This is a genomic window from Bdellovibrio sp. ZFWA1 (assembly GCF_056175665.1).
This window is the reverse complement of record NZ_JBJKJH010000003.1, coordinates 18,463-44,901: the sequence shown is the minus strand read 5'-3', so window position 1 is coordinate 44,901 and position 26,439 is coordinate 18,463. Positions and strand designations below refer to the sequence as shown.

Here is a 26,439-nt window from a genome sequence, read left to right as displayed (position 1 = left end):
AACGCGTCTAGGAAAGTTTTTCGTCGTCCGGCATGCTGAGTTCCATGAATACACAGCGTGCAAAACAACTTATCGAAGAAATTCAAGAACTCACCCGCCAATATCATGCTGAAGTAAGTTCAGTCAGGAAACCCTGGCCGAAATCTATAAAAACGAGAATCCAAGAATTGTTTGAACTAGACGTACCGGTGAAGAAAACAGCTCGGCAAATCGACATCCCCTATGCGACCATTATGTCCTGGCGAATTCGGCCCAAAAAGAAAATCAAACCAGATTTCCATGCCCTCACAGTTAGACCCAGTCCAACCGTCACAGTTGGACCATCTAACAATCAGAAGTCTAATAGTGGTCTAACTGTGACGGTTAGAACACCTGAAGGATATATTTTGGAAATTCCCGAAGCCATTGCGGCCAAAACCATTCTTGAACTTCAGCGGGGGGTCTCATGTTTCTAGATCGCAAGGGACTTCGCGCATTCATCTATCGAGAAAGTATAGATATGCGGTGTGGGTTTGAAAAGTTGCACTCGCTTTGTGTTCACCAAATGCAAGCCATCATGGATCAGGGGCATGTGTATATATTTTTCGGAAAAAACCGCAAACGAATCAAAGCTCTGTTTTATGATGGTACTGGATTGGTACAGATTTCAAAGCGTATGGAAAAGGGCAACTTCATGTCTTTAGCAGATTTACTTGGCCGTTCCGAAGTCAGTCTTGCAGAATTAAAGATGATTTTTCATGGCAGTATGATCAGAACTCCGATTGTGGATCGGTCGCTATCAGCATCAATACCACAAAATGCACTGACGCAAAGGGAGTCAGTTGATCTTCCCAAAGGGGCCATTCAGAATCTTGTCTGATGGATGAGCGAACTCGACGAATTATTGAAAGCGAAAAAGATCCCCGCATTTTGCAGGCGCTTTTGACACAAGCACTCGAGTTCATCGATCAACAAAAGGCTTTGGTAGCAAAACTTCAGGAGGAGCAGGCGCTGAGCGCACAATCCAAGTTTAATCTCGATGAGCGCGTTAAACTTCTTCGCCGAAGTATTTTTGGCAAATCCGCAGAAAAAAGAGCTGAGGCAACAGACCGCCCGCGCGATAAGAGTCAGACCGAGGCTTTGTTATTTAGCCAGGCCGCATTTCCTGCTGAAGTTTCACGCGAGGATCAAACAAAAAACAAGTGGTCTGGTCTTCCAACTCAAGAAGTTGAACATCATTTTGCTGATCGCGAACTTGATGAAGAAGCAAAGCTTCGTGGTATTGAAAATCCGCAGCCATCAATGTGGAAAAATACGGGCCTTTATGATGAATCCTTCCGCATAGAAATCATCGAACGCTCTTACTTCAAAGAAATCCACAAAAAGTTCAAATACAAGCTTGATCCAAAATTCAATCCCGATCCTGATAAAGAAGTTATTATCACGGCCAATGGCCCTTCGGGTCTATTGCCGGGAATGAATTACTCCACAGATTTTGTCGTCAGTGTTGTGGCGGATAAATATATCAGCCACATGCCACTTGAAAGACAAATTCGAGAAATGGAGTCTTTGGGACTTAAGGGAATCAAGAACAGTACTTTATCCAGAATGGCCGGACTTGTGGCAGCAAGTTTGGAATCCATTCAGGCAGAAATTCTTAAGGAACTTAAAGTTACTGATTTAGCACTTCACCTGGATGAGACGCCTTGGAAAATCCAAAACAAAGATGAAAAGGACGGCTATATGTGGGTTGTGAGCAACCGCTATGGTAGTCATTACTTATTCAAACCCACCAGGTCAGGGCAAGTTGTAAAAGAATTTTTGGATGGATACAACGGTCCAGTGGTGACTGATGGTTATAGCGGTTACAATGTTCTTCAAGAGGCGGCAATCCCACAAGCTTTCTGTTGGGCCCATGGCCGCAGAGAATTTATAAAAATCGAAGACCACGATCCATCGGTGAAACCCATCTTAGATGACATCGATAAATTGTTTGAGATCGAGCGCGAGGCTAAGTCTTTCGAGGAACTCGCAAATATTCGAAGGACCAAAAGTCTCGTTGTTGTAAATGATTTAAATCGAAAACTTCTGGAAGAGTTTCCGAAGTCCCGGCCAGGAAGTCAGAAGCGCAAAGCCATTGAGTACCTCACCAAACGGTGGGATGGTTTTACATTGTTTTTAGGGGACATCCGCATTCCACTTTCCAACAACGAAGCCGAACGCACAATTCGACATGCTGTCGTTGGAAGAAAAAACTATTATGGTTCTGGAAATCATGCTGGTGGAGAAACAGCTGCGACCTTGTTTTCAATTATTGAGACGTGCAAAAAGAATGATCTTGATCCGCGGACCTATCTTAGCATGGCACTGCATATGGTGGCCGACGGAAAAACACCGCCGACGCCACTGGCACATGCCCGAGCCCTTCGTCAATAACGCGTCTTACGCAGGGTTTACGATCGAAATTGCATAGTAAAAATAATTATCGATTAGTTGTAGAAAATCTAAAAAATCAATCTTCATACCTAAACACTTCGGTATTTAAAAACTAAACTTAAGCTTGGTTTGTACTAAATTGAGACTACTTGATGTAATCTTTAGTAGAGTTGAAGATCTCTTCAAAAATATTGTGCAGGTAAGCGTTTTCTTCGCGGGATTCAGAGGCCTGTGAAACTCGCAATAAGATGACTTCTTCGCGAGATCGGTCCTCTTTGGGAAGACCAAGATCCTTTTTTAACGAGTTGATTTGAACAGCAATTTGAAGGCGTGTCTTTAGCTCAGAAATAACTTTCTGATTTTGTTCGTCCATTTGCTGACGAAGCTCGCTTAGTTTTTGCCGTAGATGTTCAGACACGCCAGGTTCCTATTGTTTTTGATTTAAAGGTTTTTGACTGAGGACTGCGTACTTGTCAATGGCGCGTCCTAAATCCATATAAAAGGTCCCCATGCCGGGGTGAACAGTCTGTATTTCTTGCCCATTTCTGTTCACAATTTGGCCAATGCGAGTTTTGAAAGCCTCTGAGGGGCTGATGATTTCGACTTCGTCGCCGGATCTCATTTGGCCACGCACTTCGACAAGGGCTTTTCGGGAACTGCTATCAAAGTCCCTAACGACGCCGGCGAATTTCTGGTCTAAGCCACGGCTGTGGCTGAATTCATAGTTCTGGGATTCGGGACCTGTTTGACCGACGGCGAAGCCCTTGTGGTAGCCTCGGTTCGCTAGTTTTTCAAGCTCACTCAGGTGGGCGGGGTTAAAAGGACGCCCAGCCATCATATCATCTATCGCTTGGCGATAGATTTTCGAGATCAAGGATACATAATAAATCGACTTCGTGCGCCCTTCGATTTTGAAAGAGCATACTCCCGCGTCTTTGAGTTCTTTGAGGTGTTCAATAACGCAAAGATCTTTAGAGTTCATGATGTAAGTTCCGTGCTCATCTTCTTCGATAGGGTAGAGTTTTCCTGGGTCTCGTTGATCTTCGATAAAAAACTCTTCATCGGTGCTAAGGTCCGCTTTGAATGTCTTGTAAGGATAGCGGCAAGAGTTGTCGCATACACCCTGGTTGGCATCACGATGGCTCATATAGTGGGAAAGTAAACAGCGCCCAGAATAGGCAATGCAAATTGAGCCATGAACAAAGGCTTCAAGTTCAATATCAGGGACACGGTCTTTGATTTCTTTGATCTCTTCAATTCTTAGTTCTCGGGAAAGGATGACCCGCTCAAGTCCTTGTTGTTGCCAAAACTTAACGGCTTGCCAGTTCATACAATTGGCTTGAACCGATAAGTGAATAGGGACGTCTGGGGCTTCTTCTTTTACGATCATCATTAAGCCTGGGTCGGACATGATAAAGGCGTCAGGCTTCATGTCAGCAAGCTTTTTAATATGCTCTTTGAAGGGTTTAAGTTTTAGATTTCGAGCAAAGATATTCGCAGTAAAATAGAGCTTTTTATTTAGAGATCTTTTAAGTTGAACAGCTCTTTCAAGTTCATTGAGATTAAATTCGTTTTCTCGGGCCCGTAGACTGAATAAAGGCACTCCGACATAACAAGCATCGGCGCCATAAGCGTAGGCATACTCAAGTTTTTCATATGAGCCAGCAGGCATTAAAAGTTCGGGACTTTGTGTGTTCATAGATCTTTCAACCTCTCAAGAATTGGCTATTTCGCAGGCGAAAGGGAGTTATGTCTATTCAACGGAAGTTATATTCGCGAAGGATCCTGAAAAAAACACTTAAAAGGCGAAAAAGTCGGGTCGAAATGCCCCAAATTACTTTCCTCAAAAGGAATATCTTTCAATTCTTTCAAGTTTTTGTTAAATCTGTGCGGGTCTCATCAAGAGGCCGGCAGGGCTGCCCTGCTACAAAACACAGACGGAAGGACTTGCTATGCTAAATATTGGCTACGTTAATTTATTAAAAATTTCTAGAAAATCTGATTATGGGCTGTTTTTAGATGGTGGGTTGGATGATAAAGGCGAACCGACTTCTATATTGCTGCCTCAGCGATACGTAAAACCTGAAATGAATATTGGTGACTCGATTGAAGTTTTTGTGGGGCTTGACTCAGAAGATCGTCTATTTGCTTCTACCGAATATCCCTATGTGATGGTCGGAGAAATTGAAATGTTAGAAGTTGTTGCAACCAACCAGTTTGGCGCTTTTTTGGATTGGGGACTTCCTAAGGATCTTTTCTTGCCTTTTATAGAACAAACCCACCCAGTAAAGGTCGGCGATCAAGTTATCGTCGCCGTTTATCTAGACAATACAGGAAGGATTGCATCTTCGATGCGATTGTCTCGACATATTAGTAAGAAAAAGGCCGAGTTTAAACCCAATGATCAAGTGAATGCCTTTGTTGTCGAAAAAAACGAACTTGGTTTTAAAGTCGTGGTCAATGATGCTCATTTTGGTATTCTCTATGCTAATGAAGTTTTTGAAAAGTTATCAGTAGGGCAACATTTAAAAGTCTATGTAAAAAAATGTCGTCCCGATGGTAAAATAGATCTTTATATGCAACAGTTGGGTTACAAGGCCGCCGCCAGTATTGAAGAGAAAATTCTTCAAGTTTTAGAAGAAGATGGCTTTTTACGCTTTAACGAAAAAACAACTCCGGATGAAATACACAGCCGCTTTGGGGTGAGTAAGAAAAAATATAAAATGGCCATTGGTGGTCTTTATAAAAAGCGATTAATCAGTATTGATGACTCAGGAATCAGGTTAGTTAAGTAAGGAGATTTCGACAATGGATGCGCATTACAACAAGGTGATGAATGCCCGAGAAAATATTCAAGGTAATGGTACTCGAATGTATTTTGCGTATTCGGGAGTTTTAGATCGCCAGGCTTTTGAAGTTTGGGCGGAGGAACATAGCTATCAGTTTTTTAAACTTCCCGAAGGACGGGTTGCAGAGGCTCAAGGAGTCGATCTTATTTTTGATTTCCCGTCAAGATGGTGGGGAGGCCGGGTTGCAGGTCTGACTCAGAAACCAGAAGCATCGGTATTTGGGCGTCTATTTGAGATTCCCGAAAAAGAATGGCCAATTATTCAACACAAAGAAGGCGTTGTAACTGGGATGTCGATCGAGGTGGCATTAAAAGTCTTGGTGGACGGTGAAGAATTTGAAGCCACAGCCTTTGTTACTTCACCCAACAGACAGAGCTTGGATGGGCAAATCAGTGAAAGATATCTAGAAGCCCTGATCCGAGGAGCGAAGGTGTCAGGATTGCCAGAGCATTACATTCAATCTATTCCGGCCAAGGCTTTGTAGAGACATCGAAGTATTGGAGATAAAAAAAGGGCTTTTTAAAAGCCCTTTTTTTTATTTAATGCCCCATCCAGAAAGATCGATGATGTAGTTGTCGTCTTTTAGGTAAATAACTGCTCGGCCAGTTTGGAAGCCTTCCATTCGTGGTTGGAAGTAAACGCGAATTGTGCACTTTGCTTTAGCTGGTATGATGCGTGGGCAGTTTGTGCGTAAGTCGTAGGAATAGCCAGCAATCGTGAGTTCTCTTATCTCTGTGGCTTCCGTGTCACTAGATGTCAGTGTGAAATCGGCATAAGATAAAGAATTTAAAAACTGCGAGCCGAAGTTGTAGGATAGAAATCGGTTTTGCAGGGCGATGACTTCTTGAGCCATTGCTGTATTTGCCGCAAAGCCAATAAATAGGGTCGCAATTGAAATTAATAGTTTTTTCATAAATTCACCTCTTATTTAAATTGTTTCGAATAATGACAAAGGGTGCAAGGAGACGCTGCAGTTTGCGGTATGCGTCGAGAAAACCGGTATTCCGTGAGATTGCCCGGCAACCGTAGTAGAACATCGGTATGAATTCATACTTGAAGTACATCGAGCAAGTGCTTGGTGTTCAGAAAATTCTAGTGGATCGAAAAGAAGTTCTTGGGGCCAATGCGCCTGCCGATCATGAATTTTCTCATGGCTCTTTCGAGGTCCCTGCTTTTTTTTACAATGATTCGGGACCGATCAAGGCCGGTCAAAATTTCTACCGGACGCCCTTAGCTATCATCAATTTTATTGATAAGGCCGAGGACTCTTTGTTCGAGTCTCAGGTTGCGGATCTTTTTGGTAAAATGAAGGCAGCTTTAAAATTGCCAGAGGACAAAATTTTAAATCTAGATTGCGTTTTGAATGAACGTGCTTTGGTCGTTGCTGAATTTTTAAAAATTGCCGAAGTTCGTTGTGTTCTACTTTTTTCGCGAGAGCCTGAAAAATTGGGACAGATGCAGAAATTGGGTGAAGCTATTTGGGTGCAAACATTCTCGCCTGCGGTATTGTTAGAGCGTCCGGATTTAAAAAAGCAAGTTTGGTCTGATATGCAAAAGCTAATGAAAGAGTTAGCAATCTAACGAAAGGAAGTAAGCATGGAGTTTACAATTATTTTATTCGTTGTCGCTGTTGTTGTATTGACAAGTATGTTTAAAATTTTGCAAGACTGGGAACGGGGCGTGGTACTTCGTTTAGGTAAAGCGGTTGGCGTGCGCGGGCCTGGTTTGATCATCTTGATCCCATTCGTTGAAAAGATGATTAAAGTCGATACCCGAACTGTCACAATGGATGTCACGCCACAAGATGTGATCACTAAAGACAACGTATCGATGCAGGTAAATGCAGTTGTTTATTTTAAAGTGATCTCGCCGTTAGATGCGATCACTAAAGTTGAAAACTATTACTTTGCGACGTCCCAGTTGGCTCAAACCACATTGCGTTCCGTGATTGGACAATTCAATTTAGATGACGTCTTGGAAAACCGTGAAAAGGTGAACCACACTCTTCAAGAGATTTTGTACAAGCATACAGATGGCTGGGGTATCCAGGTGGCTATCGTTGAAGTGAAGCAAATAGATTTACCGAAAGAAATGCAACGGGCGATGGCTGCAGAAGCGGAAGCTGAACGAGAACGTCGTGCTAAAATTATTTCGGCGGATGGGGAAGTTCAAAGGGCGCAGAAGTTGGCAGACGCTTCTAATATTATTGCGACTAGTCCGTCGGCGCTTCAGTTGGTTTATCTTCAGTCTTTAACCGAGATTGCCAGCGATAAAACTAATACGATCGTTTTCCCTTTACCGATGGAGCTGATTAAACCATTTATGGAACTAAGCGAAAAAAAGTAAAAACTAGACTAGAACACGATCGATGATTTTGTTGAGATAAGGAAGAACACGGTTCTTCCTTATTTTTTTTAACCATGGATGGTTTAATGAAATTACTGATTGGGTTTTGCTTAACCCTATTATCTTTAAACTTTGCATTTGGTAGTTTGCAAGGTGATGTAATTAACCGTGCTGATGTTCGCGTTCGTTTGGTTAAGGGGCAAGGGGAAATGGTTTTAGTGGCCAAATTCCTTTCGCAAGCTTTAGCAGCCAAAGATATCCAAAAGCAGAGTGAGAATTTTATTCTTTGTAAGGGCGGTAATGCCTGCAGAGTTCGTTTCTTCGTAGATTCTAATGCTAAAGGCGGATTTTTTATTGAAGCGGGGGGCGTTCGGCGCGGCCCTTTTAAAAAAATTGAATTGAACGGGACCGATATCTTGTGGGGTAGTAAGCGTCTGCCTGCGCGATTAAGCGTTCAGGAGCGCACCTCGAAAATAGATGTGATTGGTAAGGTGGACATTGAGTCCTATGTTGCCGGTGTGGTTGCATCGGAAATGCCAATTCAGTGGCCGGTGGAAACATTGAAAGCTCAAGCTGTGGCAGCAAGATCTTACGCCTTACAAGTCATCAAAGAGCGACGAAAACAAGCTTATGATGTTGAATCTAGTGTGATGGATCAAGTCTTCAATTCGGTAGATCTAAATCAGGATCGTTATCGCTTCGTGAAACAGGCCGTTTTTCAAACTCAAGGGCAAGTTTTAATTGTAAAAAATGAAATCTTAAAAGCTTTCTATCATTCGCATTGCGGAGGGCGCACAGCTTCTGCTCGTACCGTTTGGCGATCTGCCGTGGACTCTGGTCAAGCCACTGATAAATACTGTGCCGTCGACCCGAATTCAAATATTGCGACCGATGGTAGTGCTAAGCGATGGAGCTTTCGAATATCGAAGTCATTGCTCAATACAAAATTTAAAAATTGGCTAGGTGAAAAAGAACCGGTCGAAGTTGAATTGCAATTAGCCCATTTGGATTTAGTCAACGGGCGTATTGTCGATGTCCCTGTGCGAATTTCTTCTAGTGCAAAAAAGATGCATGTCGAGGGAAATACTTTGCGGGCATTGGTTGGTTTTGAAAAGATTAAATCTATGAATTTCAAGGTGAAGTCTGACGGTGATGACTGGATCTTTAATGGAAACGGATTCGGTCACGGAGTGGGGCTTTGTCAGTGGGGAAGTCGTACTTTGGGAAAACAAGGGTATAGTTACTTACAAATACTCAAACACTATTACCCTGTTGCTTCGGTTTCAACGCATCAAATTGCGACGAACTAAACTAGAAATTAACTAATACTCGTGCTGCGAACATAAAGACCGCACCAAAAACGAGCATGTTTACCATTGAAATTGTCATCTTAGACTCCCTCATAAATCTGTTTCATGAAGTGTATCGGTTAAAGCCTTGGAAACCTTAAGGCTCTCGTTATGAAATTTTATTGTTGTCACTTGACGTCCTTTTTTGAGATTGGGCCTTGGGTGGGCTGACAATTTTTGTATTTTTCGACGGCTCTTGACACTTTGGGACCTTGATTCATAGTGAGGCGCCTTTAAAAGCATAATAACTACAATAGTTTATATGTTGGCATGCCCAAAGATCAGACGGCATGGCATTCGCTATAGATCAGGGCAAGGGAACACTTCTAAAAAGGAAGTCCCCTGAAACAGGAGAGTGAATATGAAAGCTCAAATCTCAAAAATCGTTGTCATGGTAGCTGTAGGACTTTTATTTGCTGGCTGTGCTCAAGAGTCTTCAACAAGCAATAACAACGGCTTGATCGTGAGCCCAGATGGGAACATCTCGGTTGTGACGCCTGAGGCGCCAATCACTCCGCCTGTTGGAACAGGAACTGGTGGAACTGCAACAGCTGAAGGAATTGAGTTTAAGCCGGTAAGTAATCAAGAGTTCAACTCTTACGTTGCGATCCGTCCATTAAACAATCCATCAGATTTTAGATTGTCAGTTCAACTTTCAAATAATGGCGCTGATCAGTTTTATGGAACTGTAAAGATCTCTTATCTAGACAGTGGTTACCGATACACTGGAACTTTTACGGCAGATAACGCCAACAACGTAAGCATGTATGCGATGAAAGACGGCGGAACTCACGATGCAGCCTTTAACCGCTGGTTTACTTTAGGTGGAAAGAAAGTATTCAGTGGTTTCTTTGAAGACAACTACGGTGCAATCGTGTTGATTATCGATAATGTTGTAAATCAAAACGACGGTCAGGGTGGAACATATGTAAGTGGTCAGGTTTGGTATCGTAACTTTGCTCAGTCATATGCGCCAAAGTCACCATACCGCAGCTGCTGGTTTGTTTACACAGGTCCTTACTTCTGCCGCTCGGCTGCAGTTACTGATAAGACATCATTGTACCCAACAGACTACTACAGAAAATTGGGTTCATTCAGCGGGTTGATTCGAAGCCAAGCTTTTGGACAGTAAAATTGAATAGTAAGAATAAAAGCTAAGTTTATATAAAATTTTAACAAGTAAATTAAGTTAGAAGATCGATAGAGAACGAAAGAAGGAGTCAGATATGGAAACTTTAAAGAAAACATCAAAGTTCCTTATCATAGCAACAGTAACGGCACTTTTGGCAGCTTGTGGTGGTGGTAAGGGCGGCGGAAATGGCACAGCAGTGAATCCTTTGGATTGTCAAAACTGCGCTGGTATTACATCGCCAACATTGCTTGCAACCGCTGCTGGGACTTCGATTTACTCGAAGTGGCCCGCTGAGATTGCAGACCTTCGAATTTTTGGTGACGCCAACCAACTGGTGAACACTGTTTCCGCTAATTACAATGTCTATAATGGAGTCATCACGGCTCAGGGAGTTTTAAGAATTCGTGCTGCTGTAGGTGATGCTAACTGGGCAGCTGGAGGCAGTGGATGTTCTGTAGCTGCAGGTGATTATGCTTTAACGACTTATCGTGCGGGTTCAATCAACATGGGCACCAACATGGAAATTCCTGAAATGGTGGCGGGTCCCATGCGAGTTCGCATCACTCAAGCGATGCTTTATAAAGAAGGCTCCAGCGTTCGACTTTATGGACAGGTACATATTTTAAGTGTTAACGGTCAAACTTGTTCATCATTTTTCACAACAATGAACTAAGCTAAGATCGACCAAACCCTTACTGGTCTTGTAAAGTAAGTCAAAAGCACGGCAGCGTCCGTGCTTTTGCTATTTTTCCCTCGGAAACCTTACTAAGGCGCATCGCATCACGAATCGAGAATAGAACTTGAACTCGACCTAAGTTTTGTTTGTAATTTGAATATGGATAATTTGCCTCATTGGATCGACTTCTTTGAAGACTTACAACATGTTCGGGGCCGTTCTCATAATACGGTAATGGCTTACCGTCGCGACCTTGAGTTGTTTCAAGAGTATCGCAAGGCTCATTCGGGGATTTCTTCTTTTTATGATTATATGAAGAAGAACAAACTGTCGACACGCTCGCAGGCCCGAGTTATCAGCAGTTTAAGAACCTATTTTAAATTTTGTGAGGCTCGCGGAGAAAAATGTCCGGAGCTACGCGAACTCAGACCACCCAAAGTCAAAGTAGCGTTGCCGAAAGCGCTGACTCATGAAGAGTTTCAAGCATTATACAATGCTTGCGAAGTTGAGGACTCTTTAAGAACGGCTCGCAATCGCTTAACTCTTTTGTTTTTGTATGGCTTAGGTTGTCGTGTGACCGAGCTTATTGGCTTAAATCTTCAAGATTTTAACGCCACCGAGCGCTGGGTGAAAGTATTAGGTAAAGGCAGTAAAGAGCGGCTTATTCCTTTGACGGAAAATTTGTATAATACTTTGGTCAGTTTCCTGCAAGAGGTGCGGCCTTTGATGATCAAAGACTCAACGAATAGTATTTTGATCAATGATCGCGGGCATCGTCCTTCTCGTGTTGATGTTTGGAGATGGCTTGCTTCATGGTCTGCGCGTGCAGGTTTTGAAGAAACTGTAAATCCTCACAGATTCCGCCATGGCTGCGCGACAGCTTTGCTAGAGTCGGGTGCTGACTTAAGATCAATTCAAATGTTGCTTGGACATGCGAGTATTCAAACGACGCAGATTTATACAACTGTGACGACGAATACTTTGTCAAAGGCGGTCGATGATCATCATCCACTATCGAAAATGCCGAGTATCCTCGAGTAGCGGAAAAATTTGACGATTTATTTAAAAACCGGAAGTCAAATTCCGGTTTTTTCTTTTTGGGACTGTTCTTTATTTGCAAATAAGTTTTTTTATGAAAATGAAATCACTTGTTAAAAATGGAGACGAATTATCAATTGTTGATATCGAGATCAGCTTTTTACCTGGGCTTCCGCAAATTCATTTCTTAGGCTTGCCAGATCAAATAATAAAGGAAAGTCTTTTTCGGATTAAGACGGCCTTTCGAGCCTGCGGCTTCGATTTTCCGAAGACTCATCAGACCGTCGTTAATATTCGTCCCAATCATCTTAAGAAAAGTTCGCGGGGCCTAGAGCTGGCGGTGGCCCTTGGGGTCTTGCAAGCCACTTCCCAGGTCTCTTTGCCAGAAGATATTTCAAATTGGATTGTTTATGGAGAACTGACTTTAGATGGAGATGTCATAGCTCCTGATGACATATTTATTGGTTGTGAGTGGTACGAGACGTCGATGCAAGTTTTGACCGGCGTCTGTCACAAACGCCCCTCGGTTCCGCTGTTGAACATCTTGCGCTTAGATAAATGGAGAGAGATCTCTCGGGCTGAAAATATGAAGTTGAAATCTGATATTGTGAGGCCACAGATCAATGATCAAATTCGAGTTTCGAAGTCTCAGGCGCGTCTTTTGGAAATTCTGGCATGGGGAGGTCATTCGGCTCTGTTAGCGGGTCCTGCCGGCGCGGGTAAAAGTACGCTGACAAAGAATCTTCATTCATTGTTGCCGCCCCCCACATCAGAGGAGTGGGCCGAAATTCAAAAAAATTATTTTTATAGTGCCGAGGACCTCGAATGTGCTTGGCGACCGATAATTCAGCCCCATCATACCAGCACCCCTCTATCGATGGTGGGTGGGGGTGTTCCTCCCAAGAAGGGAGAGGTGAGTCGGGCGCATCGAGGTCTTTTGGTGCTTGATGAGTTTTTAGAGTTTAATACTCGAGTTCAAGAGTCTTTGCGAGAACCTATGGAGGAGGGTAAAGTACGAATCGCTCGTGGTCCGCAGAGTAAAGAATTTAGTGCGCGAACTCAGGTTGTCGCAACAACCAATCTTTGTCCTTGTGGGGATTGGGTTCCCCAGCAAAAGAATCGTTGTCAGAGGTCTGCGACGAAGTGTCGTTCATATCGTGAAAAACTGTCGGGACCTATTTTGGATCGATTTCAAATCCTTTATTTTTGCCACAAGACTTCTGCGACCGAACTCACGGTCTCGTTGAGGCAAGTGTTAGACTTGATTGAAAAACGCGATTCAAATCAAGAGATGGGAGCCAATGCCTTTGCCACCGAGGCTTCAATTTTACGGCGTTTGGATTCGAATACAAAGCTTGAGTACTTTCCTTGGGAACAAGGGAGTCACAGGCGAAGACTAGCAACGCTTCGTGTTGCGCTGAGTCTGGCCGAGTTAAACTTGCGCGAAACAATTCAAATGCAAGATATCGAAGAAGCTTTTCGATGGACTTGGCTTCCCCATCTTTCTTTGAAGAGCGAGGAGCAGTTGACATGGCGATAATTCCAGACTAATCTGGCCCCCTCGTACCGGTGACATGGCTGAATGGCTAAAGCGACGGTCTGCAAAACCGTTTGTGTAGGTTCGATTCCTACTGTCACCTCCAAATTTTTTAAAAAAGGAAGCCTCCGAAGCTTCCTTTTTTTATTTCCAGACACCCTTACGACATTGAAATTAATGCGCAAGGCGTCGAAGTGCCTGTATTTTAAATGTGCATTTTAATGAGGCAAAAGTAATGGGTTCTATAAGAAATTCTTATGATAAGGCCTGAAATGGCCCTAGTTTTTATTTGGGGTGCCATTTTGGAACCCCTGGTGCCATGACAGATAATTTCACTTTTTTACACGCCAAAAAAAAATAAAAATTAGGAAAAAAGATACTTGATAAACCTCTGAAAAAGCGATGAATTTCCTTCCATCGGACTTTTAGGGAAAAGTCCATGCATAATGAGGGGGAAAATTAAATGAAACTATCAGTTTTAGCATCCGTAGTAGTGATGACTTTATCTGGAGTTCTGGCCAATGCGGAAGGTCACAGAGTTCTAGTTGTTATGAAGTCTCCAGAAGCTTTCAAATCTGCTGATTATCAGTTCAAGCGTCACGGACGTTTTGAATTGAAGAGTTTCAAAAATACTTGGGGAGCGAACTCTTTGGCATCGGTTGATGCAAAAGTTGAAGACTCTTTAGCGAACATTCAAACTTTGGTTTTGAATGTAAATTCGGAAGCGGAAGTTGCAAAACTTCAATCTGATGCTTCTGTGGCGCTAGTAGAAAAAGAAATCTTCCGTCCTCTACCTCGTCCGGTAAATCCAGTTTTAATGGGTCAATCTAAGCCACAAACAAAAAATCTTCCTGGCAATGGCACTCCTTGGGGTATCAAAGCTGTTAAAGCTATTGAAGCGTGGAAGGATTCAAATGCCGGAGCTGGCGTTCGTGTTCTAGTTTTGGATACTGGTATCGATAAAGATCACCCAGCTTTAGCTCCTAACTTTGAAAAAGGAAAAGACTTTACTGGTGACGGTGGTACTCCTTATGAATTCGTAGACCATGTTGGTCACGGTACTCACACCGCGGGAACAATCGCGGGTGCGATCAATAACACTACAGGCTTCACAGGTGTTGCTCCAAAGGCAAAAATTCTTGCGGGCCGTGTATGTTCTGAACAAGGCTGCTCGAACATTGCAATTGCTCAGGGTTTGAACTGGGGTATCCAAGAGAAAGTAGACCTTGTGTCTATGTCTTTAGGTGGTGCAATGGCGACTCCTGCTGAGCGTATGGCAATCAAGAAAGCCATTGCTTCTGGAGTAACGATTGTTGCAGCATCTGGCAATAACGGAACTGGTAAAGTTTCTTACCCTGCGGCTCTTCCTGACGTAATCGCAGTCGGCGCAGTAGATCCTGATCTTAAGAAGGCAGATTTCTCTCAATACGGTCCTGAGTTGGCAGTTGTTGCTCCAGGTGTATCAGTGATCTCTTCTGTTCCTCAAGGGACTGGTCGCGAGCCGTACGTTGGTTTGAATATGGGTTCTGGGGAAGCTTCAGTAGCTTCTACGACTTTCCAAGGTGCTCGTGAGCCTGTAGGCGCCGAGAAGAACGAGCTGGTTGATGCTGGTCTTGGTAAGCCTGAAGACTTCAAAAACATCAATGTTAAAGGCAAGTTTGCTTTGATCTCTCGCGGTGAAATTCGTTTCTCTGAAAAAATTGACAACGCGATCAAGGCGGGTGCAACTGGTGCGATCATTTACAATAACGCTCCTGGTTTGTTGAACGGTGCATTGACTGATGATGGTTCTGTTTTGCCAGTGGCTGTGTTCATGATCGAACAAACCGTTGGTCAAAAAGCAGTGTCAGCTTTGAAGGCAGGACAAAAGGTTTCTGCAACTCTTAAGATCGAAGCAACGGACTACGCAGCTTTCGACGGTACTTCAATGGCAACTCCTCACGTAGCGGGTGTGGTTGCTTTGATGAAAGGTGCAAACAAGGCTTTGACTCCTCAACAAGTGAAGGCAATCTTGCAAAAAACGGCAACTCCACTTGGTCCAAACACTCAGAATGAATTGGGTGCTGGTGTTGTGAATGCTGAATTGGCTGTTCAAGAGTCTTTGAAGTAATTATTTGATTTAAAAATTAAAAAGCCCTCCTGTTCGCTAGACAGGGGGGCTTTTTTTTATTCAAATAAGTCTATGTTGCATTTACCACCTTTGATTTCAGATCTTGCGTTGATTTTAGCGACCGCTGCCATTGCAGCTTTAATTTTTAGACGACTCAATCAGCCTGTTGTTTTGGGATATCTGGTTGCGGGATTTCTTGTTGGTCCTAATATGAATCTGTTTCCCACCGTGGCAGATCTCGAGAGTGTTAATTTGTGGGCCGAACTTGGGGTCGTATTTCTGTTATTTGCATTGGGGCTCGAGTTTAGCTTTAAGAAGCTTGCTAAAGAGGGCATGACAACGGGCATGGTGACGGCGATCGAGGTCGTCGGAATGTTTTTCTCGGGTTTCGCAATCGGCTCGTGGATGGGGTGGAGCCTCTTTGATTCATTGTTCTTAGCTGGAATTGTTTCGATTTCTAGTACGTCTATTATTCTTCGAATTTTCGATGAAATGGGCTTAAAAAGCCGTAAATACGTCGCTCATGTTTTTGGAATCTTAGTTTTCGAAGACATGGCTGCGGTGCTTTTGTTGGTTCTACTTTCAACTTTGGCAGTTAGTCAGAAGTTTGCTGGAATGGAGATGTTGACCTCATTATTTAAATTGGTCTTCTTCTTAAGTATTTGGTTTATCGCAGGTGTCTTTTTGTTGCCGGGCTTTATTAAGCGCGCTCAAAGGCATCTGAGTGATGAAATCGGTTTGGTAATGGGGTTGGGGATATGTCTTGCGATGGCCGCTTTTGCAAGTGCCGTGGGCTTTTCCGCGGCTTTGGGGGCTTTTATTGCTGGAAGCCTATTGTCAGAGACCTCAGAGGGAGAGCGCATTCATCATGTGGTCTCTCCTGTGCGCGATCTTTTTTCGGCCGTCTTTTTTGTATCGGTTGGAATGCTTATCAATCCAAAGGTTATCTTGGGAAATGCGAGCACATTAGGAATTTTGGTTTTTCTGGTTATTTTTGGTAAAACTTTTTTTATCTCGGTGGGGTCGGTGTTGGCAGGCCAAAGTGTCAGGAACTCGATCTCCTCTGCACTAGCGATGTCACAAATTGGGGAGTTTTCATTTATTATAGCAACATTAGGTCTTACCTTGGGTGTTGTCTCGGAAAAACTTTACCCTTTAGCCGTTGCTGTTTCGGTATTAACTTCATTTATGACTCCGATCTTGATTCGCAACTCGGATCGAATTGCAGATGGAGTTATCGCTTTATTTCCTAAAAACTGGGTGCATACCATGGATGAATACTCCATGTTTCGAGTTCGGGCTTCCGGGGAAGATGCGATTCGGGAGGCTTTAAAGTCTTATGTCATTAGACTTCTTTCCAATGCCACCGTTGTCGTAGGATTATTTTTGTTGTCGTCACGGGTTCTACTTCCTTGGATGTTAGAGAGGCAGTTCGAAGAAGCCACGGCAAAGTTAGTGGTGATCTCGGTAGAGCTTGTTTTAAGTTTGCCATTTCTTTGGGCCATTTCATTTGGAAAAATGGAAGGCGTCGAGATTGTATTTGCCAACTTAGGCGAAGAAGGGCGCCGCTCTCCTTTACGAATGTTTATTATATCAAGAATAATGATTTCCGCCGTTTTATTGACCTTGATGGTGGCTCAGTATGTATCTGGCATTTGGGCATTTTTTATTACGGCGTGGATACTTCTGTTAGTGGGCTATACTTTAAATAAGCAAATGGGTGTTTTGTACCAAAGGTTTGAGGATCAGTTCTTGAAAAATCTTGGAGGAGCTTCAAAACAAAAAACCAAAGAAAGCCGTTTTCCTCGTTTAGCGCCGTGGGATGCGCATATTGTAGAGTTTCAAATCGAACCCGAGTGGAAGCTGGCGGGGAGTTTATTAAGTGACTTAGCAATTCGAGAGCGTTTCGGAGTTTCGGTAACGTTGATAGAGCGTGGAAAACTTGTGATACCAGCTCCATCAGCTCACGAAAAGTTATTACCCATGGATAAAATTCATGTGATTGGGACTGATGCTCAATTACAGCAGTTTCAGAAGTTTCTTGAGGTAGAGGAAGACGGTATTACCCAACAAGAGGTCGTGGTGGCTCGCTATAATTTAGAACCCGTTTTATTAGGGGCGGATTGCCGCTTTATTGGAAAATCAATTCGTGATTCCGGTCTTCGAGATCAAGTGAAGGGGATGTTAGTGGGCATCGAACGTGACGGTCACCGACGTTTAAACCCCCATTCAGACGAGGTTTTTCGGAGTGGAGACTTATTGTGGGTCGTCGGTGACAGTGCCTTAATAAAACAGCTGCGCCAAGAGGCGCAGCTCGAACTTCCTAAGAGTGATGTGGAATCCTAAAGCTTACTCAGCAAGCGAATCAGTTTTTCTTTGGACGGCGTGTAAGGGGCATAAATGATTTTTAAGAACCTACCTAGGTAAGACTGCCTCATCACTGATTTTTCGTGAGAGAAGGCTTTAAAACCATGAATGCCGTGATAGTTTCCAAGTCCACTTGGGCCAACGCCCCCAAAGGGTAAATAATGATTGCCTAAATGCAAAAGGGTGTCGTTGATTAAAACGCCTCCCGAGCTTGTTTGCTCTAAGATTGTCTCTTCAATTTGCGAATCTTCGGTGAAGATATAAAGGGCTAATGGCTTTGGTTGGTTTCGAATTTTTGTTATGACCTCGTGGATATTTTCATAAGTGATCATGGGCAGTAAGGGGCCAAAAATTTCTTCCGACATTATTTTAGAATCTGACGGGGGATTGACAAATATTTGCAAAGGAATTTTATCTGTCGAAATTATATCTTGGTCTTTCTCGGTCGGAAGAGTCGAGGTCATGTCCAAGAGTCGTTGATAATGTCTTTCGCTGATAATTGCGGCATAGTCAGGGTTGTGAATGGCATCAGGATACATTTTGCGATGATAGAAGTAGATACGTTCCTTCAATTTATTGGCAATAGAGTAGTGCGCAAAAATGTAATCAGGAGCCACGCAGGTCTGTCCAGCATTGACAGATTTTCCCCAGGCAATTTTTTGCGCGGCTAATTCAAGGTCTGCTGTTGCGTCGACAATGGTCGGCGATTTCCCACCGAGTTCTAACGTAACGCTGGCCAGGTTTTTTGCGGCGGCTGCCATCACAATTTTCCCAACCGGTGTGCTGCCGGTAAAAAAGATATGATCGAAGGGGAGCTCTAAAAGTTGAGTCGTTATCTCAACTTCCCCTTCTATGACCATGGCTTCATCGGGTGTAAAACAATCTTGAATGATTTTTTTGACAATTTGATTGGTGGCGGGGGTGAATTCAGAAGGCTTTAAAATAAGGTTATTTCCGGCAGAAACAGCTGCAACAATTGGGGCCAGTGCCAGTTGGAATGGATAGTTCCACGGAGAAATAATTAGCACAGTTCCGCGCGGTTCATATTGGATAAAATTCTGGGTGCCAAATAAAATTATAGGAGCTGAAACTTTTTGGCGACGGGTCCATTCAGGCAAATGCTTGATCGCAAATTTAATTTCTTGCTGAACCGGAAAGATCTCGGTGAGTAATGTCTCGGCGGCCGATTTCTTAAAATCCTTTGCAAGGGCTTGGATGATTTCGGTTTCATAAGCGGAGATTGCCGATTGAAGTTTATTTAACTTCTGAATTCGATTGTTGATGGGTTCACTTCTTAAGCGCCAAGAGTGATTCTTCAAGTGATTAAAAATTGATTGGTAGTTCATGAAATAAGTATTTCAAATAAGTGCCGGGAAGTCGTGCCTTTTTACGACTTAGGTCTGGTTTGTTGCCATCATTCGAAGGTTTAGAATTTAGAAATATTTCTCATATTAAAGACGACATTTTAGGGTTAACGGTTATGATTAATAAATGACTTCCAGGGCGCCATTTTCTGAAACACAGCTTCAAAATGTAAAAGACTTTTTTAAAAGTAAAAAAGCGCATATCGCAATTTCAAACAGTGCGATGAGGTCAATGGTTCGGGGAATTTTAAGTGGCTTGGGAATGGCTGCGAATCAAATATCAGCTTCGAAAACGTTTAAAGAAGCGGCGCAATTTATCGAATCTGAAAATCCTGAACTCATTTTCACCGAGTTCGAGTATGACGATCATTTTGGTATAGAGTTAAGTATCTTACAAAAAGACTACTGTTCTGATTTAAATCAAAGATTGTTTTTCTTGTTTGCCGACTCGGGTATGGAGTCCAGCGTTGCGGCCGCGGCGGAAGAGGAAGTAGATGCCTATTTAATTCGTCCAATCAGTGAGCAGTCATTACTTGAGTACTTAGTTAAAACAGTGCATATAAAGCAAAATCCTAGCGAGATGAGTAAAATATTAGTCAGTGTTCGGCAGCTGATCTCTAATAAAGAGCTAGATCGGGCCCAAACGACTTTAGCATTTTCACAGATGACCTTGTCGCCTCACCCAGCTTTGCATTTTTATCTAGGGTATATTTCGCAGTTGTTGGGTAAGCACAAAGATGCACTTAAAGCATTTGAAGAAGGTTTGGCATTAAATCCGCGCCATTTTAAAAGCATGTATGGCAAGTTCATGTCGCTTTATTATCTTGGACGCAAGGTCGATGCTTATCATTACGTGACCGAGTTAAAAAAAATCTATCCTTTGACTCCAGAGCTTTTGAAGTACGCTTTCGTGGTGGTTGTAGAAACCTATAATTTTGATGAAGTCGAGCAGTATTACCAACTTTATTTACGTCAAGTTCGAAAACCCGAAAGTTTAAAACTGATTGTTTCGACGGCTCTTTTAACTAGCGGTCGGGTGATGTTAAGAAAAGATGCGAAAGATATAAATAGAGTTCTAAACTGTTTTGCTAAAGGAGCTGTGATCTCTGGTCGGCAGGTCGAGTTTATTGAAGGTATAATTAAAGAACTTATCGAACACAATCTAACTAATCATTTGAATCAGTTTTTTGATATGTTCAAAGAAGATGAAATATCTTTTAAATTGGTAAAGTCCCTACGATTCAAACAATGGGTCAGCGAGCGACGGGATGGGCATTTTCTATTGAATGAAGGTAAGCGCATGATTTTTGATAATCATGCGGATGACTATGTGATTCAATATGTTTTAGATTTAGCTAAATCAATGGATAAAATGACTTTGGTTCAATCTTTGGTCGTTCGATTGATGGAAAATTTTCCTGAAAGACGGCAAGAGTTTGCCGTCCACCTTAGCGATAGCTCAGGGGCTTAATTTTTCGAACAATCTTTAACACGAATACTGCCGTGAGTGCTTAGAACTTTAGCTCCGTTATACAGGCAAATAGATCCGGCCCCTTCAGCATAAGCGACCTTTGCGCCATAGATGTGTGCATGCCCAGAAAAGCTAAGCTTTTCGACTTCTTCGGAAATGATCTTCACGTGAGCGGCTCCGGTAATCTGGCCGACTTTCCGTGCATGAAGGCAAACATGGCCCGCCATACGAATTTCGCGAACTTCATTTGCATTAATCTTCAGTGAGTTGGTCGCAATGCGAACGCTGTCGACAATATTAGCCTCTTTGATTAATAAAGAACCTGCAAATGCAGAGATCGTTACATGATTTGCAATTTCCAGCGTGCTAAGTTTTCCTAAGCGGGGGATGATGGACGTTTGAAGTTGATCACTGCGTCGGCCGTCGATGTAAACATTTGAAGCAGCAAATACCTTTTCAGATGGATATCCCAACGAGCGGAAGACTTCACAAGCGCCGCTGTACGGATCCTGAGGATTGTTGTCATCGATTTCTTGGTCGACGGCTTCAACTTCGTCTACTGGATCTTTGGGGTCGATCTGTACTGTATTGCTATTGTGGTCGCCGTCATTTGATGGGATTTGAATTTCGGTGTCGTTAGCGCCATTAAGCTTTGCTAGCGCCTGACTGTCAGCCGGCGAAAATGCGCTTTTAGAGCAGTTTTGAAAAGACACAATAAGAAGAGTTAGTACTGACGCCGTAGTGATCGTTTTTGATACGTTTTTTACGCTCATTGAATTCCCCCATAATGACTCTTACTGCAAATCGAGTGCTAAATAAGATGGAATTTAATCGGAGGAGGGCTCAAAAAACTGTAGAACTAAATAAACATGAGTTAAAGTTCTACAGCTTTACCCGTGGATTGATGTGAGACGCTACTTGAAGAAGAGCGGAATGACCTCGATTGCGATCAGGAAAATGATGATCAATTCAAGAATCTGGCTTTTCTTTTCGTTAGCCTCGTTGACAAAAAGGCGAGAAACCTGCGCCAAGTTGTCTAATTTTTGATTGACGCTGTCTAGCCAGTCATTTGTTCGAAATCTCATCGAGGCAGCTCTGAAGATCTTGGCAAGATAGAAGTCTCCAACAACCTTCATACTGTTTTCAACACTTTCGACAGTGTCAGAAATATCAAGGTAGATCTTAGCTGCCTCTTTAGACATCTTCCCGTAGTGATCTTGAAAAATGCCGAATTTCTTTTGATCCAAAGCAGAGTACAGATAAGTTAATTTCTCGTCGAGTTGGTCATCGTAGTATCTCATTTCAAGAAGCTGACAAAGTGCAAACTCAATCACATCCGCGATATCTAACGAGCCCGATGGTTCCACAATCAAAGCCGAGTTCCAGTCGACGACAGCTAAGTCGTCGCGGCTATATTGATAGGTGCTATCGTAGATTGTTTTTTTGATCTGGTCAGAAAGGGATTCGTTATTTTCGGATAAGATTAATCGGAAGACATCATACTTTTCAAAAACATCTAACGCATTTTTTTCGCAGCCCTCAAGTCTTTTGAAAAAGTAAAGGATGTAGTCTTCGTAGGTTTCCCAATTGACCGTTTCAAGGCGTTCCGGATTGAAGGCTGAAATAAGAGCCTCCACTTTTTGTTTTGCTACTGTGTGAAGATTGGCGTCGTTCTCTAGAAAGTTGCCTAATTCTATCAGGCGATTCCAACCAATATTCGCGGGTATTTCAAATGCTAAAGAGATTGAGATTGAGCCAAAGTGCCAGATCTTAGCGCTGACTTCTAAATCCATCACATGTCCCAGAGCCTCGTATTTAGAGTTCTCAATCGTGAGAGACAAGGGGGCATTATTAATGATCATCGCTTTTGAACTGCGATTTAGTTTAAAGCGTTGAACCGTGTTAGCACTATCAAAGATAGACTGAACTTTCTCAAGGTTGACGTCTTTGCCAATATCGAAAACTCTGTAAACAAAAATACGTCCGTTAGTCATTGGGGGTCCTTTCGGGCTTGTTCAATTTTACTAATAAAATCAGTTAATTGCATAAGGTATTTTTTTGAAGTCGAGGGGCTGGACCCTCGTTTTAATATTCGTGATATGAATATCTGATTGTGTCTTAAGTCTTTTATTTCATACAGAAAGTCTAGTAAATTTGTTCTATCAACTGGTTTTTAAAACAGTTGAAATCTAAGTGAAAGGAGAAAATTAAATGTTCAGTCTTATACAAAAAATCTTTGATAATGTAGTAGCTGTTTCAGCAGCTTCGACAAAAGTCGAGGCCTCGCATGCAGACTCTGAAGAGTCTACGATCCTGGTGTGTTTATCTCGAATCTACGAGTAAACACACGATCATTTTGACTCAATCTTCTCGTATTGAGTCGTCGATTGCTTCACAAAGAAGCTCCTCTTTTAATAAATAGAAATTTAATGTGCTTAAAGCCTCCTTTGTCTTTTGTCATGAGACAATGTCTCCATAGAGTTCCTACTCTAAGTTTTGAACGTAAAGGAGATGTTATGGCACAGGTGGAAAATCAAGAACGAAGTAATATATGGAAAGTGATCGGAGCCTCCAGTGCTGGAACTCTGATTGAATGGTATGACTTTTATATATTCGGAAGTTTGGCGACTATTATATCGACGATGTTCTTTCCGAAAGGTCATGAAACAATCGCTCTTCTAAGTACACTGGCGACTTTTGCGACGGGATTTATTGTGCGTCCTTTTGGCGCCCTTGTTTTTGGTAGAATGGGGGATGTTGTTGGGCGTAAGCATGCATTCATGGTCACTCTGCTGATTATGGGTGGAGCGACTATGGCCATCGGATTTCTTCCTAGCTATGAAAGTATTGGGATGTGGGCGCCGATTCTTTTGTTGGTTTTACGGCTTCTTCAAGGGCTGGCCTTAGGGGGAGAATACGGTGGGGCTGCAACATATGTGGCAGAGCATAGTCCTGATGGGCAACGAGGTTTCTATACTAGTTTTATCCAGACAACAGCAACCCTTGGACTCTTTGTAAGTTTAGGTGTGATATTGGCAACGCGATTAAGCTTGGGTGAAGACGCTTTTAAAGAGTGGGGCTGGCGTATCCCATTCTTATTGTCATTTTTTCTGGTTGTCTTTTCTTATTATATTCGACGCTCGATGAGCGAGTCTCCCTTATTTGAAAAAATGAAAAAGACGGGGAATGCTTCTACAAATCCTTTGCGAGATTCCTTTGTGAAGCCCGAGAATCGTCGAATGGTTATTCTTGCATTATTTGGTGCCACTGCGGGGCAGGGTGTTGTTTGGTATACCGGACAGTTTTATGCTCTCTATTTCTTGCAGACAGTCCTTAAAGTGGATTTTGTGGTAGCTAACAAAGTGATTGCAATCGCTTTGTTGTTGGGGACGCCATTCTTTGTGTTTTTTGGTTGGCTCTCGGATCGAATCGGTCGTAAACCTATCATGCTGACGGGTATGTTGCTTGCGGCCGTTAGTTATATTCCGATCTATCAGGCAATGGAGTTTTATTCGGGTTGGAATGCGGCATTGCCAAATGATCCTGCCGTGAATCCAAACCAAATGATGTTGGTGATTTTAATTCTGATTCAGGTTCTTTTTGTAACAATGGTGTATGGTCCTATCGCAGCGTTCCTGGTCGAGCTATTTCCAACGAATATTCGCTACACATCAATGTCACTGCCTTATCATATTGGAAACGGCGTCTTCGGTGGCTTGGTTCCGTTCATTGGAACATCTTTGGTGGCGGCAACGGGAAATCACTTTTCTGGGCTGATGTACCCTATCTCGGTGGCTTTGATAACCTTTGTGATAGGGTTCTTCTTTATTGATTCAAAGAAAATAAATAACTGGCATGTTGATAAAAGTGACGAACTAAAGAAAGTATCTTGAAGCAGCTGGCTTAGCTGATTAATAGAGGTAAGGTCTTTCGAAGAACTTTCTGTTCTTCGGCAGTGAGTGGGGCAAGAAATTCTTGCTCCACTTCGTCTTTGAGGGTCCGAACTTTATCAAGAGTTCTCTGCCCTTTTGTGGTTAGCTCTACGTTTTTAATTCTGCGGTCTTCCGCGGAGGAGGACCTTTTGACAATCCCTTCGACCTCCAGTTGGTCGATAAGCTTGACCATGGTGGCTTTGTCAATGCCTAGCTCTGTACCTAATTCTATCTGGCTAATGGGTCCATGAGCTTGAATATAAAGCATCACGCCAATGTGAGGGCCGATAATATTTAAGTGAGAAATCTTATCGTTAATCAGTGTTTTTAGTTTGATGGCAGCTTTAATTAAAGAATAGGCAAAATGACTTTTAAGCACTGGATTTACTTTATTCGATTTGATGGTCTCAAGTTGATTTGAGTCAAATTTAGCTTTTCTCATGTCTGCTCCATTTTGATAGATCGTAACACAAATCGTTTGCAATGCAAACTATTTGTCTGTACAACAAAGAGCATAACTATCAAAGAATGCGAGTTCTCGATATGAGAAAAAATAGATTTGTATCCTTATTAGGTGCCCTGGTTATTGGCTCTTCTGCTTGGGCAGAATCCTTGAGTCTGCAGCAGGCTGTCGATGAAAGTCTTCAGTCATCTCCAAAAATTCAAAAAGTTAAATCAGCAGTTAATGAGTCCAAGTGGAAAACCCGCGAGGCCTACAGCGGTTTTTTACCCTCGCTAAACGCATCAGTGACATACCTAACGGATAAAAAGTATCTTTTAACGGATGTGACTTTAGGGGGCAATCCGACGACGATACCTAGTATTGTACCAACGTCCATTGGAACCTTGAGTGCGCAGTGGTCCATTTTTGATGGATTTGCCAGTACAAATCGACTCCAAAGTGCCTCAAGTGTTGAAGACGCGGCACAAGCAGATTTCGATTGGGCTTTGTTTCAGCATAAAAGGGAAATTGCATTGCTTTATTATAAGGTATTGGCGGCTCAGCAGCTAAAGCAGGTTGCCGAGCAGAACGTCATTGCTCTTGAAGAGATCGTTAAGAATGTTCAAATTCAAAGACGGGTTGGAGTCACGACTAACTTTGATGTGCTTCGTTCCGAAGTTCAATTAAGTGAGTCACGCTCTGAGGTGCTGAATGCAACTGACAATCTTGAAATCGCTAAGTCCCGCCTTGCAGAAGCTTTGGGGCGAAATACTGATGATGTGGAAGTGCAAGGTGTCCTTCCTGTTTTAAAGGCAGATTTAATTGCGGGTCTTCAAAAAGAGTCAGCGGGTGATCGCAGAGACCTTGTTGCATTGAAGTTAAAAACTCAAGCTGTTGAATATTCAGAAAAGAGTGCTGAAAAATATTGGGTGCCTAAAGTCGCTTTGATAGGTCAATACAACTACTATAACAATCGAAACAACCGTTTTGATGACTGGGATAGATATCGAGATTCGTATTCAGTGGGTGTCACTGTGAGTTGGAACCTTTTCGATGGAATGTCGTCGATATCAAAATCTAAGCAAAGTGTTGAACAGAAAGTTCAGGCACAACAGACCCTTCAACAAGCTTTGCTGAAGGCTGGGCGAGATTTTGATATGTGGAAACGGAAGTACAGCTACAATTGTCAGGTATATGCTTCTAAAATAAATGATATTGCTAAGGCTGAAGAAAGTTCTCGTCTGGCTCATGAGGGGCAAAAAGTCGGAGCCCGTACAGGCACGGAAGTATTAATTGCCGAGGCGGAATTGTATCGTTCGAAGGCTCAGGCCGTTTATTCACAAATAGGAGCGATCGAGGCTCTGTTTAATTTGGAAATGGCCTCTGGAAAAGAAATTTTTAAATTTTAAAA

At 42.8% G+C, this 26,439-nt stretch carries 25 protein-coding genes and 1 tRNA gene; 19 read left to right on the top strand and 7 right to left on the bottom strand.

Features of this window, described 5'->3' with window-relative positions; translation table 11 throughout:
- Positions 1–44 precede the first annotated feature (44 nt).
- The 3 genes from AC04MN_RS14100 to tnpC are packed head-to-tail and all read left to right on the top strand — an operon-like array spanning position 45 to position 2,415.
- Positions 45–455 carry a hypothetical protein gene (locus AC04MN_RS14100; protein ID WP_475381866.1) on the top strand — a complete coding sequence of 137 codons (411 nt, stop codon included), beginning with the start codon at positions 45–47 and terminating at the stop codon, positions 453–455.
- Positions 446–859 carry an IS66 family insertion sequence element accessory protein TnpB gene (gene tnpB / locus AC04MN_RS14095; protein ID WP_475381867.1) on the top strand — a complete coding sequence of 138 codons (414 nt, stop codon included), beginning with the start codon at positions 446–448 and terminating at the stop codon, positions 857–859. The genes AC04MN_RS14100 and tnpB overlap by 10 nt, the downstream gene beginning before the upstream one ends.
- Positions 859–2,415 carry an IS66 family transposase gene (tnpC, locus tag AC04MN_RS14090; RefSeq protein WP_475381868.1) on the top strand — a complete coding sequence of 519 codons (1,557 nt, stop codon included), beginning with the start codon at positions 859–861 and terminating at the stop codon, positions 2,413–2,415. Before tnpB ends, tnpC begins: the two co-directional genes overlap by 1 nt.
- A gap of 145 nt (positions 2,416–2,560) precedes the next feature.
- Here tnpC and AC04MN_RS14085 read toward each other — a convergent pair whose 3' ends face one another.
- Both AC04MN_RS14085 and AC04MN_RS14080 read right to left on the bottom strand, forming a co-directional pair.
- Entirely contained in the window at positions 2,561–2,833 is a 273-nt protein-coding gene (locus AC04MN_RS14085; RefSeq protein WP_475383853.1) for a chorismate mutase, read from the bottom strand.
- Between the two features lie 9 nt (positions 2,834–2,842).
- On the bottom strand, positions 2,843–4,114 hold the full coding sequence (locus AC04MN_RS14080) for a U32 family peptidase C-terminal domain-containing protein (protein WP_475383852.1): 1,272 nt from the start codon (positions 4,112–4,114) through the stop codon (positions 2,843–2,845).
- A 253-nt stretch (positions 4,115–4,367) separates the two neighbouring features.
- On the opposite strand from AC04MN_RS14080, the gene AC04MN_RS14075 reads away from it, so the two are divergent.
- Together AC04MN_RS14075 and AC04MN_RS14070 are read left to right on the top strand one after the other, a co-directional pair.
- Positions 4,368–5,210 carry a CvfB family protein gene (locus tag AC04MN_RS14075; RefSeq protein ID WP_475383851.1) on the top strand — a complete coding sequence of 281 codons (843 nt, stop codon included), beginning with the start codon at positions 4,368–4,370 and terminating at the stop codon, positions 5,208–5,210.
- Positions 5,211–5,223: 13 nt separating this feature from the next.
- Entirely contained in the window at positions 5,224–5,748 is a 525-nt protein-coding gene (locus AC04MN_RS14070) for a gamma-glutamylcyclotransferase family protein (RefSeq protein ID WP_475383850.1), read from the top strand.
- Positions 5,749–5,799: 51 nt separating this feature from the next.
- Here AC04MN_RS14070 and AC04MN_RS14065 read toward each other — a convergent pair whose 3' ends face one another.
- A complete protein-coding gene (locus AC04MN_RS14065; RefSeq protein WP_475383849.1) occupies positions 5,800–6,177 on the bottom strand; it encodes a hypothetical protein in 378 nt (125 codons plus the stop codon).
- Positions 6,178–6,305: 128 nt separating this feature from the next.
- Between AC04MN_RS14065 and AC04MN_RS14060 the strand changes: the two genes are divergently transcribed.
- From AC04MN_RS14060 to AC04MN_RS14015, 10 genes are all read left to right on the top strand, one after another.
- Positions 6,306–6,845 (top strand): hypothetical protein, encoded by a 540-nt coding sequence (locus AC04MN_RS14060; protein ID WP_475383848.1) that lies wholly within the window; start codon positions 6,306–6,308, stop codon positions 6,843–6,845.
- Between the two features lie 15 nt (positions 6,846–6,860).
- Positions 6,861–7,610 carry a slipin family protein gene (locus AC04MN_RS14055; RefSeq protein WP_475383847.1) on the top strand — a complete coding sequence of 250 codons (750 nt, stop codon included), beginning with the start codon at positions 6,861–6,863 and terminating at the stop codon, positions 7,608–7,610.
- A gap of 86 nt (positions 7,611–7,696) precedes the next feature.
- Positions 7,697–8,920 (top strand): SpoIID/LytB domain-containing protein, encoded by a 1,224-nt coding sequence (locus AC04MN_RS14050; RefSeq protein WP_475383846.1) that lies wholly within the window; start codon positions 7,697–7,699, stop codon positions 8,918–8,920.
- A 400-nt stretch (positions 8,921–9,320) separates the two neighbouring features.
- Positions 9,321–10,091: a hypothetical protein gene (locus AC04MN_RS14045; RefSeq protein ID WP_475383845.1), complete on the top strand. Its 771-nt coding sequence runs from the start codon at positions 9,321–9,323 to the stop codon at positions 10,089–10,091.
- A 94-nt stretch (positions 10,092–10,185) separates the two neighbouring features.
- Positions 10,186–10,764, top strand: a complete 579-nt coding sequence (locus AC04MN_RS14040; protein ID WP_475383844.1) for a hypothetical protein — start codon at positions 10,186–10,188, stop codon at positions 10,762–10,764.
- Between the two features lie 162 nt (positions 10,765–10,926).
- A complete protein-coding gene (locus AC04MN_RS14035; RefSeq protein WP_475383843.1) occupies positions 10,927–11,808 on the top strand; it encodes a tyrosine-type recombinase/integrase in 882 nt (293 codons plus the stop codon).
- Between the two features lie 91 nt (positions 11,809–11,899).
- The gene (locus AC04MN_RS14030) at positions 11,900–13,345 is read left to right on the top strand and encodes an ATP-binding protein (RefSeq protein ID WP_475383842.1); all 1,446 of its coding nucleotides are present in this window, start codon (positions 11,900–11,902) and stop codon (positions 13,343–13,345) included.
- A gap of 28 nt (positions 13,346–13,373) precedes the next feature.
- A tRNA-Cys gene (locus tag AC04MN_RS14025) sits at positions 13,374–13,448 on the top strand.
- Between the two features lie 357 nt (positions 13,449–13,805).
- The gene (locus AC04MN_RS14020; RefSeq protein ID WP_475383841.1) at positions 13,806–15,452 is read left to right on the top strand and encodes a S8 family serine peptidase; all 1,647 of its coding nucleotides are present in this window, start codon (positions 13,806–13,808) and stop codon (positions 15,450–15,452) included.
- Positions 15,453–15,524: 72 nt separating this feature from the next.
- Positions 15,525–17,798 (top strand): cation:proton antiporter domain-containing protein, encoded by a 2,274-nt coding sequence (locus AC04MN_RS14015; protein WP_475383840.1) that lies wholly within the window; start codon positions 15,525–15,527, stop codon positions 17,796–17,798.
- Here AC04MN_RS14015 and AC04MN_RS14010 read toward each other — a convergent pair.
- The gene (locus AC04MN_RS14010; RefSeq protein ID WP_475383839.1) at positions 17,795–19,165 is read right to left on the bottom strand and encodes an aldehyde dehydrogenase family protein; all 1,371 of its coding nucleotides are present in this window, start codon (positions 19,163–19,165) and stop codon (positions 17,795–17,797) included. The two genes, AC04MN_RS14015 and AC04MN_RS14010, sit on opposite strands and share 4 nt — an antisense overlap.
- A gap of 145 nt (positions 19,166–19,310) precedes the next feature.
- On the opposite strand from AC04MN_RS14010, the gene AC04MN_RS14005 reads away from it, so the two are divergent.
- Positions 19,311–20,654, top strand: coding sequence for a tetratricopeptide repeat protein (locus AC04MN_RS14005; RefSeq protein ID WP_475383838.1), 1,344 nt, complete (start codon positions 19,311–19,313; stop codon positions 20,652–20,654).
- Here the strand turns inward: AC04MN_RS14005 and AC04MN_RS14000 are convergent.
- Both AC04MN_RS14000 and AC04MN_RS13995 read right to left on the bottom strand, forming a co-directional pair.
- Positions 20,651–21,427, bottom strand: coding sequence for a hypothetical protein (locus AC04MN_RS14000; protein ID WP_475383837.1), 777 nt, complete (start codon positions 21,425–21,427; stop codon positions 20,651–20,653). The genes AC04MN_RS14005 and AC04MN_RS14000 overlap by 4 nt on opposite strands.
- Before the next feature lie 141 nt (positions 21,428–21,568).
- Positions 21,569–22,648, bottom strand: coding sequence for a hypothetical protein (locus tag AC04MN_RS13995; RefSeq protein WP_475383836.1), 1,080 nt, complete (start codon positions 22,646–22,648; stop codon positions 21,569–21,571).
- A gap of 217 nt (positions 22,649–22,865) precedes the next feature.
- On the opposite strand from AC04MN_RS13995, the gene AC04MN_RS13990 reads away from it, so the two are divergent.
- Positions 22,866–22,997, top strand: coding sequence for a hypothetical protein (locus AC04MN_RS13990; RefSeq protein ID WP_475383835.1), 132 nt, complete (start codon positions 22,866–22,868; stop codon positions 22,995–22,997).
- Positions 22,998–23,170: 173 nt separating this feature from the next.
- On the top strand, positions 23,171–24,547 hold the full coding sequence (locus AC04MN_RS13985) for an MFS transporter (RefSeq protein WP_475383834.1): 1,377 nt from the start codon (positions 23,171–23,173) through the stop codon (positions 24,545–24,547).
- 10 nt (positions 24,548–24,557) lie between these two features.
- On the opposite strand, the gene AC04MN_RS13980 is transcribed toward AC04MN_RS13985, so the two are convergent.
- A complete protein-coding gene (locus tag AC04MN_RS13980; RefSeq protein ID WP_475383833.1) occupies positions 24,558–25,028 on the bottom strand; it encodes a MarR family winged helix-turn-helix transcriptional regulator in 471 nt (156 codons plus the stop codon).
- A gap of 101 nt (positions 25,029–25,129) precedes the next feature.
- On the opposite strand from AC04MN_RS13980, the gene AC04MN_RS13975 reads away from it, so the two are divergent.
- The gene (locus AC04MN_RS13975) at positions 25,130–26,437 is read left to right on the top strand and encodes a TolC family protein (RefSeq protein WP_475383832.1); all 1,308 of its coding nucleotides are present in this window, start codon (positions 25,130–25,132) and stop codon (positions 26,435–26,437) included.
- Positions 26,438–26,439: the final 2 nt, after the last annotated feature.